General features: G+C 45.3%; 13 protein-coding genes. 6 read left to right on the forward strand and 7 right to left on the reverse strand.

Annotation, left to right across the window (positions count from 1 at the left end; genetic code table 11):
• Both A3761_RS00695 and A3761_RS00700 read right to left on the reverse strand, forming a co-directional pair.
• Positions 1–565, reverse strand: a 565-nt coding sequence (locus A3761_RS00695) for a SulP family inorganic anion transporter (protein WP_197472682.1), incomplete at its 3' end; no start/stop codon positions are given.
• Positions 566–701: 136 nt separating this feature from the next.
• Complete coding sequence (locus A3761_RS00700; RefSeq protein ID WP_082865016.1) at positions 702–2,909, reverse strand: YgiQ family radical SAM protein; 2,208 nt, start codon at positions 2,907–2,909, stop codon at positions 702–704.
• Between the two features lie 167 nt (positions 2,910–3,076).
• On the opposite strand from A3761_RS00700, the gene A3761_RS00705 reads away from it, so the two are divergent.
• Positions 3,077–3,733: a nucleotidyltransferase family protein gene (locus A3761_RS00705; RefSeq protein WP_068512482.1), complete on the forward strand. Its 657-nt coding sequence runs from the start codon at positions 3,077–3,079 to the stop codon at positions 3,731–3,733.
• A 9-nt stretch (positions 3,734–3,742) separates the two neighbouring features.
• Here A3761_RS00705 and A3761_RS00710 read toward each other — a convergent pair whose 3' ends face one another.
• Complete coding sequence (locus A3761_RS00710; RefSeq protein ID WP_231872053.1) at positions 3,743–4,828, reverse strand: response regulator; 1,086 nt, start codon at positions 4,826–4,828, stop codon at positions 3,743–3,745.
• A gap of 90 nt (positions 4,829–4,918) precedes the next feature.
• Positions 4,919–6,244 carry a PEGA domain-containing protein gene (locus A3761_RS00715; RefSeq protein ID WP_068512485.1) on the reverse strand — a complete coding sequence of 442 codons (1,326 nt, stop codon included), beginning with the start codon at positions 6,242–6,244 and terminating at the stop codon, positions 4,919–4,921.
• A 318-nt stretch (positions 6,245–6,562) separates the two neighbouring features.
• Here A3761_RS00715 and A3761_RS00720 point away from each other — a divergent pair, with 318 nt between their 5' ends.
• Positions 6,563–9,496: an insulinase family protein gene (locus A3761_RS00720; RefSeq protein WP_068566441.1), complete on the forward strand. Its 2,934-nt coding sequence runs from the start codon at positions 6,563–6,565 to the stop codon at positions 9,494–9,496.
• A 46-nt stretch (positions 9,497–9,542) separates the two neighbouring features.
• Here the strand turns inward: A3761_RS00720 and A3761_RS00725 are convergent, their stop codons facing one another.
• Positions 9,543–10,361 (reverse strand): pyruvate, water dikinase regulatory protein, encoded by an 819-nt coding sequence (locus tag A3761_RS00725; RefSeq protein ID WP_068507784.1) that lies wholly within the window; start codon positions 10,359–10,361, stop codon positions 9,543–9,545.
• Between the two features lie 164 nt (positions 10,362–10,525).
• Between A3761_RS00725 and ppsA the strand changes: the two genes are divergently transcribed.
• Together ppsA and A3761_RS00735 are read left to right on the forward strand one after the other, a co-directional pair.
• Positions 10,526–12,853: a phosphoenolpyruvate synthase gene (gene ppsA, locus A3761_RS00730; RefSeq protein ID WP_369808144.1), complete on the forward strand. Its 2,328-nt coding sequence runs from the start codon at positions 10,526–10,528 to the stop codon at positions 12,851–12,853.
• 130 nt (positions 12,854–12,983) lie between these two features.
• The gene (locus A3761_RS00735; protein ID WP_197469620.1) at positions 12,984–13,664 is read left to right on the forward strand and encodes an ABC transporter substrate-binding protein; all 681 of its coding nucleotides are present in this window, start codon (positions 12,984–12,986) and stop codon (positions 13,662–13,664) included.
• Positions 13,665–13,669: 5 nt separating this feature from the next.
• Here the strand turns inward: A3761_RS00735 and gloA are convergent, their stop codons facing one another.
• Both gloA and A3761_RS00745 read right to left on the reverse strand, forming a co-directional pair.
• Positions 13,670–14,110: a lactoylglutathione lyase gene (gloA, locus tag A3761_RS00740; protein ID WP_068740061.1), complete on the reverse strand. Its 441-nt coding sequence runs from the start codon at positions 14,108–14,110 to the stop codon at positions 13,670–13,672.
• Between the two features lie 32 nt (positions 14,111–14,142).
• On the reverse strand, positions 14,143–14,715 hold the full coding sequence (locus tag A3761_RS00745) for an NUDIX hydrolase (protein WP_068512534.1): 573 nt from the start codon (positions 14,713–14,715) through the stop codon (positions 14,143–14,145).
• A gap of 151 nt (positions 14,716–14,866) precedes the next feature.
• Here A3761_RS00745 and A3761_RS00750 point away from each other — a divergent pair, with 151 nt between their 5' ends.
• Both A3761_RS00750 and A3761_RS00755 read left to right on the forward strand, forming a co-directional pair.
• Entirely contained in the window at positions 14,867–15,466 is a 600-nt protein-coding gene (locus tag A3761_RS00750) for a CoA pyrophosphatase (RefSeq protein WP_231872054.1), read from the forward strand.
• A partial coding sequence (locus A3761_RS00755) for a gamma carbonic anhydrase family protein (RefSeq protein WP_068749634.1) occupies positions 15,463–15,961 on the forward strand: 499 nt, incomplete at its 3' end. The genes A3761_RS00750 and A3761_RS00755, both read left to right, overlap by 4 nt.

Consider the following 15,961-nt stretch of genomic DNA (forward strand, 5'->3'; position numbering starts at 1 on the left):
TGGTTAATTTGGGTAAGAAATGAATAATAGCCATGGTAGCAAAAACGAGAGTAAGCATTGTGATCATGGCATTACTTTCGAGCCAGGCAATATCAATAATGGAACCTTCTAGTCCTGTTCCTTGCAACCAGCCCGTGCCGTTGTTTTCTCCAAACTGGCTAAGTTGAGCGAGGAAAATCACAATCGCGAGGCCGTTAACGAAGCCAAGCATAACCGGGTGGGGAACCATGCGAATAAACTTGCCTAGTTTTAGCATGCCTGCCGCAATTTGTATGATTCCCATTAAAACTACCGTAGCAAAGAGGTATTCAACACCGTGTTGTGCGACCAGCGATACCATAACAACGGCAAGAGCACCGGTAGCACCCGAAATCATTCCTGGTCGACCACCGATACAAGCCGTAATGAGTCCGACCATGAAAGCAGCATACAAACCAACAATTGGCTCCACGCCTGCAACAAAGGCAAATGCAACAGCTTCAGGGACTAGCGCCAATGCAACGGTTAAGCCGGATAGGACGTCGTTCTTGATACTGAGATGCGAGCTTGCGCGGGGTTCGAACATGAATACCTCTGGTTGAGAGAAGGCTTCTCTCGGTCATTAAAATGTCGTTTAAACGGGGGGGCGGATTATAGGGATTGTTGTGCAGCAATACAAATTTGTGAGTATTGCTGCACACTTTTAGGTCTGTTAAATATTCTTACTTACTTTTACGGGGAGGAAGGCCAGTATGCTGGGTCAGAATCTTTCCCTTTTGATTCTTTCTATTTCCCTGCTTGTTCTTATTTCCTGGTCTTTGAGCCGCTTTTCTATTCTGGCTCATCTTGGCACCTTGCTTAGTACCTTTAACTGGTTGGTTTGGTGGAACGAGATGTTTTTTCCCATAGCCAATCAAATGAGCCTTACCCATCGCTTTAAGCGCTTCTCGCAACAGTGGCCAGTTGTCCGGGTCGTGATATCTCAAAAACGCTTTATGTAGGCGTCGCTGTTTTATGCCCTTGGGAATGGACACCTTTTCTGTCTTGTAATTGATCCGGTGGAGCGGATCTCTCTCGGAATGGTACATGGCGGTGGCGCTAGCCATCGGTGAGGGATAAAAGTTTTGTACCTGATCCGCCCTAAATCCGTTTTCTTTTAACCATAATGCCAAGTTCATCATATCGACATCGCGCGTGCCAGGGTGAGCTGATATGAAGTAAGGAATAAGGTATTGCTTTTTTCCGGCTTCGGCAGAATATTTTTCAAATAGTTCTTTAAAGCGATGATAAGTGCCCATGCCGGGTTTCATCATTTTTGATAAAGGGCCGCTCTCAGTATGTTCCGGTGCAATTTTCAGGTAGCCGCCTACATGGTGTGTAACAAGTTCCTTTATATATTCCGGGTCTTCTACTGCTAGGTCGTAGCGTAAGCCGGAAGCAATAAGTATGCGTTTAATTCCGGGTAGTGTTCTGGCGCGTCGGTATAGATTTGTTGTGGGCGAGTGGTCAGTAATCAGATTTTTGCAAATTGAAGGATAGACGCATGACAGTCGACGACAACTTGCATGAATTTCCTCTGAGCGACAATTCTGATGGTACATGTTTGCAGTAGGTCCGCCCAGATCAGAAATGGTGCCGGTGAAACCGGGTGTCATATCCCTGATTCGCTCAATCTCATGGATAACGGAATCTTCTGATCGACTCTGTATTACTCTGCCTTCATGTTCTGTGATCGAGCAGAATGAACAGCCACCAAAACAGCCTCTCATAATATTGACCGAGAAACGTATCATCTCGTAGGCAGGAATTTTTGCATCACCGTAGCTAGGATGAGGCACTCGCTGATAAGCGTGTTCGAAGACGCTATCAAGTTCATCTGTCGATAGAGGAATGGCTGGTGGGTTTACCCAAACATAGCGTTGATCGTGAGGCTGAACAATGGCTCGGGCATTGGCTGGATTAGTTTCCAGGTGCAGTATTCGGGAGGTGTGAGCATAAAGCACAGGGTCCTTGGAAACCTTTTCAAAAGAGGGGAGTAAGATAAATTCTCTCTCTTTATCAGCGCTTTGTTCTGGAAATGGTAAAATTTTGATTGGCTCTGCTTTATCGACTTGCTGATTGTCGGCGCATTTACTTGTCGACTCGGAACCTTCTATTTCAGTTTCTTGATAAGGGTTTTTCTGGAACGGGTGGTTCGCTGGGTCAAGCGCTTTTGGTTTTTCGATGCGCGAGGAATCTTTTATATTCCAGCCTTCTGGCAATTCTTTTAGTAGGCAAGCTGTTCCTTTGATATCTTTCATATCCTTGGGGTGTTCACCTCGGGATATACGTAGGGCTACCTCAGATATTGCTCGCTCTGCATTCCCATAAAGTAGGATATCTGCTTTTGAGTCCATCAGAACCGATCGTTTTACCTTGTCTGACCAGTAGTCGTATTGAGCGATTCGGCGTAGGCTAGCTTCAATCCCACCGATCACAACCGGGATATCTTTGTAGGCTTCTCTACAGCGCTGACTATAAACCGTTACTGCACGGTCAGGGCGCTTACCACCCTCGTTGTTTGGGGTGTAGGCATCGTCATGGCGAATCTTCAGATCAGCTGTATAACGATTGATCATCGAGTCCATGTTGCCCGCAGAAACCGCATAAAATAAATTTGGCTTACCAAGCTTTTGAAAATCATCTTTCGATGTCCAGTCCGGCTGGGCAATAATTCCAACTCGATAACCTTGAGACTCTAGCAGCCGACCAATGACCGCCATGCCAAAGCTGGGGTGGTCGACGTAAGCGTCACCGCAAATGATAATAACATCGCAACTATCCCAACCCAGAGTATCCATTTCCTCACGAGACATGGGTAGGAAGGGTGCAATACCGAAGCATTCTGCCCAGTACTTAGGATAAGAAAAAAGAGAGGTGTCGGCTTGCATAGTTTTCGGCTGCTTAAGTAAGAATAGTTGACTATTTTACATGGTCTTTCTATTTGGGCCTAGTGCTTCTTGGTATACATATCGTAGGGTATGCTTATTCTATGTGGTAATTTCTATATTTATCAGGCACCTTAGCCCTATAAATAGAATTTATTCTGGAACTCAATGTGAGTGATAAACAAGTCGTCGAAGCCAAAAATATTATTGCGGTGATCCTGGCAGCTGGAGAATCGAGTCGTTTCGGTTCGCCTAAACAGCTGGCTGATTGGCACGGGAAACCCTTGTTGCAACATGTGTTTGATACGGTGTCTCAGGTCTTCCCAAAAACCTGGGTGATGCTGGGCGCTAATTACAAAGAAATTAACAGTGTGCTTTCTTTTGGTGTTGCAAAGGTTTTACATGAGAGTGCATGGCAAGAGGGAATGGGAAAGGTCATTGCTAGCGCAGCATCATCTGCAGAGAGCGAAGCCCTGCTGACAGATGAAAACGTGGATGGCCTGTTGTTCTTGCTTGGGGATCAGCCCTTAATAGAAACAAGTGACTTGCGCAAATACTGTACTTTAGTTAATGAGCAAGCGAATGAAATAATTTGTGCAGGATATCAAGAAGAGGACAAGGAGCTTAGTCTTGGAGTGCCCGCATACTTTCCTTGGTCGTATTTGCCTCAGCTAAAAGGCTTGGCTGTACCGGGAAATCAGGGCGGCGCGAAAGGCATAATCTTGCGCAACAAAACGACGCCTGTTTACCTCGGCGGGCGAGTTCAGGATGTTGATACTGAAAGTGACCTGGAGCGCTTACGCTTGGCAGTCACTTCAGTATGCTGATTCAAGTGCTTAGCCAAACAGTCCTGCAGTAACAGCAATACCGACTGCGAATACACCTATGCTGGCCGCCAGCGCCATGCCATAAAACTTATTGGAAGCAGCTCGGTTTTGCCTGATATAGGTTTCAATTGTTTGTGCTGCGACGTCTTCTGCAGTTTCGCGCGTGATTTCATGAGCTTGTTTTATTGCGTCACCCTGTAAGCGTTGCCAAAACTCAGTGTCCATAGATTGGCTAGAGCTAAGGTGCTCTTTTAATTCTTCAATTTGTACAGGGTCTAAGCCTGTATGAGCTTTGCTATCCAGAAGCTCTTGCTTAAATTCAGTGAGTTGGTTTCCTAAAAACAGACTTACTTCTGCAGCAACTTCCTCTTTAATGGACTCAGTTTTCTTATTAATTTCGTTGACGTATTCATCCATGATGCCTTTTAAGTGATCCTGCTGCTCTTGCTTTGAATCACTCAGGATGCGTTTGACATGATCGTATTGCTCGTCGAATAGACTGGATAGGAGCTCGTGAAGGCGGTTGTTAACATTCGCTTTTACGGCTGATCGAGCGACTTGTTCAATGATATCAGACGAAGCTTCGACACTCGGCGCTGCGGCAGGTTTGTCTTGAAGTTCGTCCGGAAGCTCAGTTTTGCTGATTTTACCAAGTTGAGCCTGTTCCTGATCACTAAGAGAGATAGAAATCGCAGGTTTGGGTAGCGTGTTATTAGCTATGTCGCTAGTGAGCTTTTCAATAAGCTCTACCACTTGCTGAGACTCAGCAGGTTTGGTTAGCACACCATAAATACCAAAGTTACGTGCATCTTCAGAGAATTCATCTGACTTTTTTGAGGTGCACATAATAATGGGAATCTCTGATGTCTCAGGATTCATTTTTATTTCTTTGGTAGCGTCAACGCCGTTCATACCCGGCATGAGCTGATCCATAAAAATAACGTCAGGATTATTGTTGGACGCCAAATATGATAAGGCTTCTTCGCCGGAGTTAACCATATCGACTTTAAGGCTGATTTTCTCTAAAAGCTTACTCAATGCAAACCTGGCGACCTTGGAGTCATCTACCAATAAAGCGCTTTTAATTGTCATCATATACCTCGTTAATCTCTATTCAAATTCGTACTTTAAAATTCTGTATGGACGTGTCGTAGCTGGCCGTTTGTGTCTAATTGCAAACGTTGATTACCAGCCTTCTAGCTTAGGACACTCCGTTGCTCGATAACTTTTTTGCCGGTAACACACGCCAGGCTCGCTGGATCTGGCAGTAAACACTTCGCCTTCTGCTGTGGTTAGCGTTGCCTTGCCAAATGGCTTTCCATCTTTAAATGTGCCGGTGATCTTACTTCCATTAGGGTTTAGGATCTCTCCCTTACCGTGATAGAGGCCATCAATAAATTGTCCGACATACTTTTTACCGTTCGCATAGGTTTCGACACCCTTGCCGTGGAACATACCGTTAGAGAATGAACCTTCGTAGTGTCCGCCATCCGGGTAGGTTAGGGAACCGTTACCGTGGAATAAATTGTCTGAGAAGCCGCCAACATATAGTAGGCCCCCCTTGGTTGTAAGAGAGCCTTGCCCATTGAGCACGCCATCAATCCAGAAACCTGTATAGATGTCACCGGTAGCTTTGGTTAGGGTTCCTTCACCATTAAACTCATTTTCATCAAGCTCACCAATGTAGGTATCGCCGTCTGTGGTGGTGAGGGTGCCGCGGCCTTGCATATTGCCTTCAAACCACTCTCCCTGGTATTTCATTCCGTTGGCATATCGGACAGAGCCGATGCCATGAAAGTTGCCATTAACGAAGGAGCCGTTGTATTCAAAGCTGCCTTCTTGAATGTAGCTTCCTTCGCCTGTCTTGATATCGTTTGCCCACATACCATTTTGGTAATCAACTTTAGTAAATTGCTGAAGCTGAGCTTTTAGTGTTTTGGTGCTTCCGCGTCGTATATCAACGCTTGATAACCAGCTCTGATAACCTTCTTTAGCAACTTCGATGTTGTAATTACCAGGTGTTAGCTGCATTTCCAGTTTAGTTGGGCCATAAGGTTTACCGTTTACCAATACGGTATCGTCGGTAACGTTTGAGCGCACAATCAAAGTGCCGGTAATGACAGGTTTGGGCTCGGGCTGTTCTGTGTTTTTGTAGGTGATTACTTCGGGCTTCTTCGTTTCAGAGATAATAACTTCTCTTATGGGCGGGGTAGGGGCCGGAGCTTCAACTTCATCTGCGAAAATTGCTTCTTCAGAAAACGCAAGGTCTTCAGTTCTTTTTAGCGAGTCAAGCACTTGTTTGCTCATTTCACTAAGCTCAATATATTCAGCTTCTTTCGTTGTTTCTTGAGGAGCCGGTGTGCCCGCACTTACCGGTACGTCAGGCTCGGATTCGATAGAAGTTTTAGCTTTTACAATGTCTGCTTCATTATTTGCCGGCCCTGTGCCCGCAATGATTAACAGCAAAATCATTAAGAAATTTATAAAAAGAAGAGGTCTAAGATCGACCATTTATATACTACCCTTAAGAAATAGGAGCTGAGTTGCTCCGCCACATTTCCGTTTACTAACGTGTAAAATATGTACTCTGGATTAATCGTTGCTTGAGTATTGAAGGCGCATCGCTTACGTTATGTTTAGAGTGTAGACTCAAATAGAAAAAAATGCTTAGAAATAAGATGTAAATGTAAGATAAGTCACAGAATATTCGATTCTGGGCTAAACTGCTTTCTGCTTGTAAAAGTGCAGTTGAGTGCTCAATAGAGCGTTTGGGTTATTGTCCTAAAAGTATAATCATTCAGTAGTATTAATATAAGGTATTAACGATATATGGCTAACATGCAGCATAAAGATTTCAAACTGATCCGCACTCAAAGCATTGATGCTTTGCATGTGACAGCCGAAGAGTATGAGCACTTGGGGACGGGTGCCAGGCACCTGCATTTTGCGACCACTAATACCGAAAACGTATTTTTGGTAGGTCTAAAAACAGTTCCGACTGACAACTCTGGCGTCGCACATATTCTTGAGCATACGGCACTGTGTGGTAGCGAGAAATATCCGGTTCGTGACCCCTTCTTTATGATGATCCGCCGATCCTTAAATACTTTTATGAATGCCTTTACCAGTAGTGACTGGACGGCTTACCCTTTTGCAAGTAAAAACAAGAAAGATTTTAATAATCTTCTCGAAGTGTATCTCGATGCAGTTTTCTTCTCTCGACTCGACGAGATGGATTTTCTACAAGAGGGGCATCGACTTGAGTTTGAAAAAGCAGATGATGCCAATAGCGATCTGAGTTACAAGGGTGTTGTTTATAATGAAATGAAGGGAGCGATGAGCTCACCGGTTAGTCAACTATGGCAGACATTAACGCGCCATTTGTATCCGACTACTACCTATCACTTTAATAGTGGTGGAGATCCTGAGCATATCACCGGTTTAAGTTATGATGACTTAAAAGGCTTTTACAAAAAGCACTATCATCCAAGTAATGCTGTGTTTCTGACCTTTGGCGATATTCCAGCTTATGAGCACCATTGTCACTTTCAGGGTTACGCTTTATCCAGATTCTCTAAAGAAGATCACCGAATCAGAATCAACGATGAGCAACGCTATTGTGCACCGATTCGGATTCAGGAAAATTACCCCGTTGAAAAAGATGAGCCGACCGAACATAAGACGCACATTGTTGTCTCATGGTTGTTAGGTTACAGCTTTGATTTGGAACAAAACCTCGAAGCACATCTATTGGCTGATGTGTTGTTTGAGAACAGTGCTGCACCATTGCAGCGAGCATTAGAGGCTTCAAAGCTAGGGCATGCGCCATCACCCTTGTGTGGTTTGGAAGACTCTAACCGAGAAATGGCTTTTGCGTGTGGTTTAGAGGGAAGTGAACCGGGTAAAGAGGAAGAGCTAGAAGCAGAAATCTTCGCTGTGTTAGAGAAAGTTGCCCAAGAAGGTGTTGCTAAAGAACGTTTGGATGCGGTATTGCATCAGCTTGAGTTAAGTCAGCGAGAAATTGCGGGAGACAGTTACCCTTACGGTTTGCAGTTGATACTCGGCGCATTGCCTTCGATGTTGCACGGTGGCGACCCGGTCGCATTGCTAGACCTTGAGCCGGTGATTGAAAAGTTAAGAGAGCGCGTTAAAGACCCTGAATATTTCAAATCTTTGGTGAAAAAGCACTTATTGGATAACTCACACCGAGTCACTTTATCTCTTCGTCCGGATACTTCTTACGATGAGGTCAGAACAGCTCTGCTAACGAAGCAACTAGCTGAAATTAAGCAGAATCTGAACGAGGAAGAGAAGCAAAAGGTCATAGATCAGGCGGAAGCCTTGAAGCAGCGTCAGATCATGAAAGATGATGAATCGATCTTGCCTAAGGTCGGCATTCCAGACGTGCCCCTGCATTTACACTTCCCCAAAGGCGAACCAGCCAAAGTTTCGGATAATATTACTTGTTACCACCAAGGCACAAATGGCTTGGTCTATCAGCAGATTATTATTGATATGCCTGAGCTTAGCGAAGACTTGCAAGCACTCTTGCCGATTTATACTGCCGTGGTTACCGCTCTAGGTGCGGGTGAGAGCAGTTACCTGGAAATGCAGAATAAGCAGTCTGCTTTAACTGGTGGCCTGGGAGCGTACAGCTCCGTTAAGGGCGAAATTGACGACGTTCAAGATATCAAAGGAGTATTGGTATTTTCAGGGAAGGCGCTTAGTCGAAACTACGTTGCTTTGACAGAGATGCTTAAGGAAACGCTCGACAACGTTCGTTTCGATGAGCATGAACGTCTTCGCGAACTGGTGGCTCAGATGCGAGCGCGTCGTGAGCAAGGTGTAACCAGTAGCGGTCATGCATTGGCGATGGGGGTTGCCTCTAGCAGAATGAGCCCTGGCTCTTACCTCGCTTATCAGCTAGGGGGAATGCAAGGCATTAAAGCCTTGAAGGCTTTAGATGAATCGCTATCAACTGAAAGTGGCGATATCGATAGTAAAGCCTTATCCAGCTTGGCTGAAGGTTTGGAAAGAATTCATAAGGCAGTTTTAGCACAGCCTCGTCAGTTCTTACTGGTCTCGGAGTCGGAAGTCTCTGATGAAATTGCAGGCTTTATTCATCAGTCCTATAAAGACTTTGAACCTGCTGCGAATAGTCATTTTTCTTTAACAGAGAGACGTGAAACCGTAAAAGAAGCTTGGCTAACGTCCACGCAAGTCAACTTCTGTGCCAAGGCTTATCCTACTGTCGCTGTCGGTCATGATGATGCACCAGCCTTGTCTGTATTGGGAGGCTTTTTAAGAAATGGCTATTTACATAGGACGATCAGAGAGCAAGGTGGTGCCTATGGCGGTGGTGCAGGGCAGGACTCAGGTTCGGCATCCTTCAGATTTTTCTCTTATCGTGATCCTCGTCTAAGTGAAACACTTGATGACTTCGACGCTTCATTAGATTGGCTGCATATCGAGGAGCATGATGGAGAAGAGTTAGAGCAGGCTATCTTGGGAGTTGTATCGCAAATCGATAAACCAAGATCGCCGGCTGGTGAAGCAAAGGGTGATTACCATAACTTGTTGTTTGGTCGAACCCAGGAGCATCGCGAAGCATTTAGGGCGAAAGTTTTGTCGGTCACAATTGATGATCTGCAGCGTGTTGCCAAGACTTACCTGCAGCCAGGCTTAGCGAGTGTTGCGGTGATTAGCCAGCAAAGTCAGCGAGATGCGCTTGAAGGACTGGGTTTAGAGATTAAAGAACTCTAAACGCTAAAAGCAGAAAAGTGCTAAACAGGTACTGCTAGCGTTATGGCTAGCAGCGTCGCTCAATACCCGATTGCACCATGATGCGGGTAGCAATTTCTTCAACCGAGTAATGTGTCGTATTCAAAAAGGGAATCCTTTCTCTGCGATACATTAGCTCAACCTCTTCAACTTCATAATTACATTGCTTTGCTGAAGAGTAACGCGAGTTAGCGCGTCGTTCATGGCGAATGGCGGCAAGCCTGTCAGGCTCAATAGTCAGGCCAAAAATCTTGTTTCTATGGGGGCGTAAAGAGGCGGGCAGCTTTTGGTCTTCGATATCTTCTTCGGTAATTGGATAGTTGGCCGCCTTAATGCCGTACTGCATTGCAAGATAGAGACAAGTAGGGGTTTTGCCACTGCGCGATACGCCGGTCAATATCACATCCGCTTGGTCATAGAGTTTGGTGCGAGCACCGTCGTCATTGTCGAGTGCGTAGTTAATAGCCTCTATTCTTTGGTCATAGCGGGTATTTTTAGTAATGCGTGTTCTACCTACCTGATAAGAAGAGCGAACGCCGAGCTCTTGTTCCAGCGGCCCTAGAAAAGCGGCGAAAATATCAATCATCAAGCTATTACTCTTTTTGATGATCTTTCTGATGCCATCATCAACGATGGTGTCGAAAATAATAGCTTTCGCGCCATTTAACTCCGCCGCAGCATTAATTTTCTCGACCGTTTCGAGGGCTTTTTCAATGCTATCAACGTAAGGAAGCGTGACTTTCTCGAATTCATGCTCTTCAAATCGTGTTAATAAACTGACGCCTAACGCTTCTGAGGTGATACCTGTGCCGTCTGAAATGAAAAAAGCAGTGCGCTGATTACCCATAAAAAACCTTATTTTGAAGCCGAGGATTGATTCAAATAAGTTAGCATAAAGTGTTACAATTCACACCTGCTCGCGTTAAGTAAAGCGCATAATTATCAGTATTTCGCTAATGTACAGGAGAATAAGCCTTGCAGGACTACATTATTTGGTTTGATGAACTGGGTATGAACGATGTTGATCGAGTGGGGGGAAAGAATGCTTCACTCGGCGAGATGATTAGTCATCTATCTTCTGTAGGGGTAAGGGTGCCGGGCGGTTTTGCTACAACGGCTCAGGCATATTGGGACTTTCTATCAGAGAACGGCTTAAGTGAGCGTATCAATGCAGAGCTTGCTTCACTCGATGTAAAAGACGTTACAGCCTTGGCAGAAAGTGGTGCCAAAATTCGTGGCTGGGTGATGGAGGCTCCGTTTCAAGAGGCTCTCAATAGGGCGCTTGAAGATGCTTTCAAAAAGCTACAAGACGGAAATCAAAACTTGGCCGTTGCAGTTCGTTCTTCCGCCACTGCCGAAGATTTGCCTGAGGCTTCTTTTGCTGGTCAGCAAGAAACCTTCTTGAATGTTACCGGAATCGAACAAGTTAAAGCTCTGGTTAAAGAAGTTTTTGCTTCGCTTTATAACGATAGAGCGATCTCTTATCGTGTTCACCATGAGTTTGAGCATAGTGAAGTCGCATTGTCCGCTGGTATTCAAAAGATGGTGCGCAGTGAGACGGCGAGCTCCGGTGTTATGTTTACCCTCGATACCGAATCCGGCTTTAGAGATGTGGTGTTTATCACTTCCTCATATGGCTTGGGTGAAACTGTCGTGCAGGGTGCAGTGAACCCAGACGAATTTTATGTACATAAGCCCACTTATGAAGCTGGTCGCCCAGCAATTCTCAAGCGTAACTTGGGTAGCAAAGCGATCAAGATGGTCTATAGCCAGGATGATAGTGACTCACTGGTTGAAACCGTCAAGGTTGATATGGCACAGCGCAAACAGTTCTCACTGAGTGATGAAGAGCTCAATGAGCTGACCAAGCAAGCGCTGATTATCGAGAAACACTATGATCGCCCGATGGATATCGAGTGGGCAAAAGATGGTGATGACGGTGAGTTGTATATTGTTCAGGCGCGCCCTGAAACGGTTAAGAGTCGTTCTAGTACTGCTATTCTAGAACGCTACTTAATGAAAGAGACCGGAACCGTTGTCGTAGAAGGGCGCAGTATCGGTCACAAGATCGGTAGTGGCGCAGTGAAAGTCGTTGATGATATTGCTGACATGGATCAGGTTCAGGACGGTGATGTACTCGTTACAGACATGACTGATCCGGATTGGGAGCCGGTAATGAAGCGTGCTTCAGCTATCGTGACAGATCGTGGTGGCCGTACTTGCCATGCTGCGATTATTGCGCGTGAGCTCGGGATTCCTGCTGTTGTTGGTTGTGGTGATGCCAGTGATGTATTGCGCGATGGGCAAGAAGTAACCGTCTCTTGTGCAGAAGGTGATACCGGATTTATCTATGAAGGCTTACTCGACTTTGAGTTGAAAGAAAACTCTGTCGATTCGATGCCTGATATGGATTTGAAAATTATGATGAATGTCGGAAACCCTGATAGGGCTTTCGACTTCAGGGCACTGCCAAATGAAGGTGTTGGTCTGGCTCGTCTAGAGTTTATTATCAACCGAATGATTGGTGTGCACCCTAAGGCCTTGCTGAACTTTGACACCTTGCCGCCTGACCTTAAGCAAACAGTCGAGCAGCGTATCAGTGGATATGCCTCTCCGGTTGATTTCTATATCGATAAGCTGGTTGAAGGTATTTCGACACTGGCTGCGGCGTTCTACCCAAAACGTGTGATTGTTCGTTTGTCAGACTTTAAGTCTAACGAATACGCCAACCTTATCGGTGGCACATTATATGAACCAGACGAAGAAAACCCGATGCTCGGCTTCCGTGGTGCATCGCGCTATATTTCTGAAACCTTCCGTGACTGTTTCTATTTAGAATGTGAAGCGCTTAAGCGTGTACGCGATGTAATGGGCCTGACCAATGTTGAAGTTATGGTGCCTTTTGTCAGAACAGTTGGCGAGGCCAAGCACGTGGTAGAATTACTGGCCGAGAAAGGCCTAAAGCGTGGTGAGAACGACCTGAAAGTCATTATGATGTGTGAGCTGCCTGCAAATGCTATTTTGGCAGATCAGTTCCTGGAGCACTTCGATGGTTTCTCAATTGGTTCCAATGATTTAACTCAGTTAACACTCGGTATCGATAGAGATTCTGGAATCATTGCTCACTTGTTTGATGAACGTAACGAGGCGATTAAAGCACTACTGGAAAATGCTATTAGCGCTTGCAAGCGAGCAAACAAATACGTTGGTATTTGTGGGCAAGGCCCCTCAGACCATCCTGACTTAGCGCGTTGGTTAATGGAGCAGGATATCGATAGTATTTCACTAAATCCCGATTCGGTGCTTGATACCTGGTTCTATCTAGCTGATAACAGCTAAAGTCCTGATCAGAGTATTGTTGTTTATGCTACCAGTGCTTCGAAATGCACTCATACTGATTGGCGGGTTGCTGCTTGTCAGTATGAGGGTGTTTGCAGGTCAAGGCCTTAATGATGAAGGAGCCTCGAATGTGGAGCCTAAGAAAACTCTGCGTTTGGCAGGCCCGCCTTGGGAGCCGTTTCTGTATGAACAGCAGCCGCGCAAAGGATTGGCAACAGAGATTGTAATAGAAGCTTTCGAGCGTGCAGGCTACTCCGTTGAAGTCTCAATTAAGCCTTGGCGAAGAGTATTAGCAGAAGCCGAAAAAGGCATGGTTGATGTATTGATCGGCTTATGGTTTAACGAGCAAAGAGCGAGCAATTTTCTTTATTCCGACCCTTACTATGTTAATCAAATTAGCTTTATTTCTGATCAGAGCGAAGTGATTTCATATCAGAAATTGGATGATCTAAAAGGTTTAAAAATAGGAGTAAGAAAGGGGGCGAGTTTTGGTCATAATTTCGACAATGCTGCAGGGCTGAATAAAACCCCAATGGTAAACGCCTTAAGCATGTTAAAGATGCTGGCACTGGGGCGGATAGATATCGGCATTGGTGATCATTTGATTTTGAGTCGCTTGATGCAGAAAAATAAGATGCTTAACGAACAGCTTAAATTTGTAGAGCCCGCTTATACTGAGCGTGAGCTTCACATGGCGATTGTTAAGTCTTTAGCTGATCATCAGGCAATTGTCTCTGCATTTAATCATCACTTGCGAAAGATGAAGCAGCAGGGAAGAGTTAAAGAAATTATTAAGACCTACAGCCCTTAAACTCTTTACCACTCCCCCGTATTCGTCATTGATACCCAAGGCTCTTCAGGTGCAAGGTTATCGCCCTTTTGTAGAAGTTCGATTGATATGCCATCGGGTGAACGAATAAAGGCCATGTAGCCGTCTCTCGGAGGCCGGTTGATCGTTAATCCTTGTGACTGTAGTTTTTCACATAGCTCATAGATATTGTCGACAGAAAAAGCCAGGTGCCCGAAATTCCTACCGCCGGTGTAGTCTTCAGTGTCCCAATTGTATGTTAGTTCCAGGCAAGGGGCTTTGATAATTCTCGCTTCATCAGCATCGTCCGGTGCCGCAAGAAATACTAGTGTGAATCGGCCTTTCTCGCTGTCTTTGCGACTGACCTCAACGAGCCCTAGTTTATTGCAATAGAAGTCCAGAGAGGCTTCTAGGTCCTTGACACGAACCATAGTATGTAGGTATTTCATTTTTTTAACTCCCGGCCTTTAAGTATTTGGTCTTAATCAAGTAAATCTGCAACATGCTCAGGGATCTCACGCGGTTCGCGGAAAATATCACTGACATGCACACCGTAAGTGCCCCGTTTTCGGTCTTCGAAAAACGTCTTCAAACTGCGTTTAACTGTTGGGAAAGCGATTTCATCCCAGGGGATATCTTGTTCGTCGAAGAGTTTTACTTCTAGGCTTTCTTGACCTGCAGCGTAGCTCTCCTGTTTGAGTTCAGCGAGAAAAAAGATATGTACCTGATCAATCTGCGGGACGCTGATCATAGTAAATAAGCCTTTTAAGTTTACCTTCGCTTCTGCTTCTTCCCAGGTCTCACGCATAGCGGCTTCTTCTGTCGTTTCCTGGTTTTCCATAAAACCCGCTGGCAGAGTCCAATAGCCTAAACGGGGTTCGATGGCGCGCTTGCATAATAATACCTTATCGCCCCAAGTGGGAATGGTGCCGGCAACAATATTAGGGTTCTGGTAATGGATATGTTCACAGCCTAAGCAGACGTAACGCTGTCGGTTATCATCTTCAGGAATCTTTTTCTCAACATCGTCGCCACAATGACTGCAGAATTTCATAGGTTTCTCACCAGTGATTTTTATTGAGGGGGCAGTATGCTAAAGTTTGGCTTAGTAAACAACTTGAGATCTTTATCTGAGTGAGCTTTTTTACTAGATCTGTCAACGAGCTCCTTATTCGCCACTTAAGTTTTGGAACCTCTAATCCCCAATGCAAATAATTAATTTACTGAGAGCGCGAATCGAGCAGCATCAGCCAAAAAATATTGTCGAAGAGTTACCCGAGGCAGGTATTCTAGTTCCCTTAACCCGCGAACCAGAGCCTCAGATTATTTTCACGCGCCGGGCGCAACATATGAATACACATAAAGGGCAGGTAGCCTTTCCGGGGGGGAAGTATGATGAGGAAGATACAACACTTGTTAATACTGCACTTCGAGAGTGTCATGAAGAGATTGGCGTCCACCCTGAACAAGTTGAGCTGCTAGGGCCTTTGAGTCAGGTGATATCCCTGCACGGTATTCGTGTTTCGCCTTTTGTCGGCCTGGTGGAGCCAGAGATAGAATTAAAGCCAAATCTAGATGAACTAGACAGTATTTTCAAAGTGCCGGTGAGTTTCTTTTTAAATGAAGAACCCGTGCGTCGTGATAGAATGACCTACAAAGGTCTGGCATTCTCTGTGCCAAGCTATGATTACCACCATCAGGGCGAGCGTTATGAAATTTGGGGCTTGTCTGCCGTGGTGCTTGTTGAACTGATGAATATTGCATTTGATGCGAACATAACAATTTTTGACGGTGAAGGTAAATGATCTACTCCTTGGGAAGCAAAAAACCAAAATTTATTGGTGACGCAGCGTTTGTTGCGCCAAACGCATCATTAATTGGCGATATCGAAGTCCATGAGGGTGCTAGCATCTGGTTTAATGTGGTGATTCGTGCGGATAACGATAAAGTTATCATTGGTGAAAATAGCAATATTCAAGACGGTTCTGTTCTTCATATTGACCCGGGCTTTCCCTTACAAATAGAGAAAAATGTGACGATTGGCCACAAGGTCATGTTGCACGGTTGCCATATCGGAGAGAATTCCTTGATTGGTATTAATGCCGTTGTACTGAATGGCGCGAAAATTGGTAAGAATTGTTTGATTGGCGCGAACGCCTTGATACCTGAAAATATGGTCGTGCCGGATGGCTCGATGGTGCTGGGTAGTCCTGGCAAGGTGAAACGTGCTTTAAGTGAGCAGGAGATTCAAATGCTCAGTCTAAGTGCAGCGCACTATGTTCAAAACGGTCAGCGCTATG

Source organism: Oleiphilus sp. HI0123 (genome assembly GCF_001635315.1).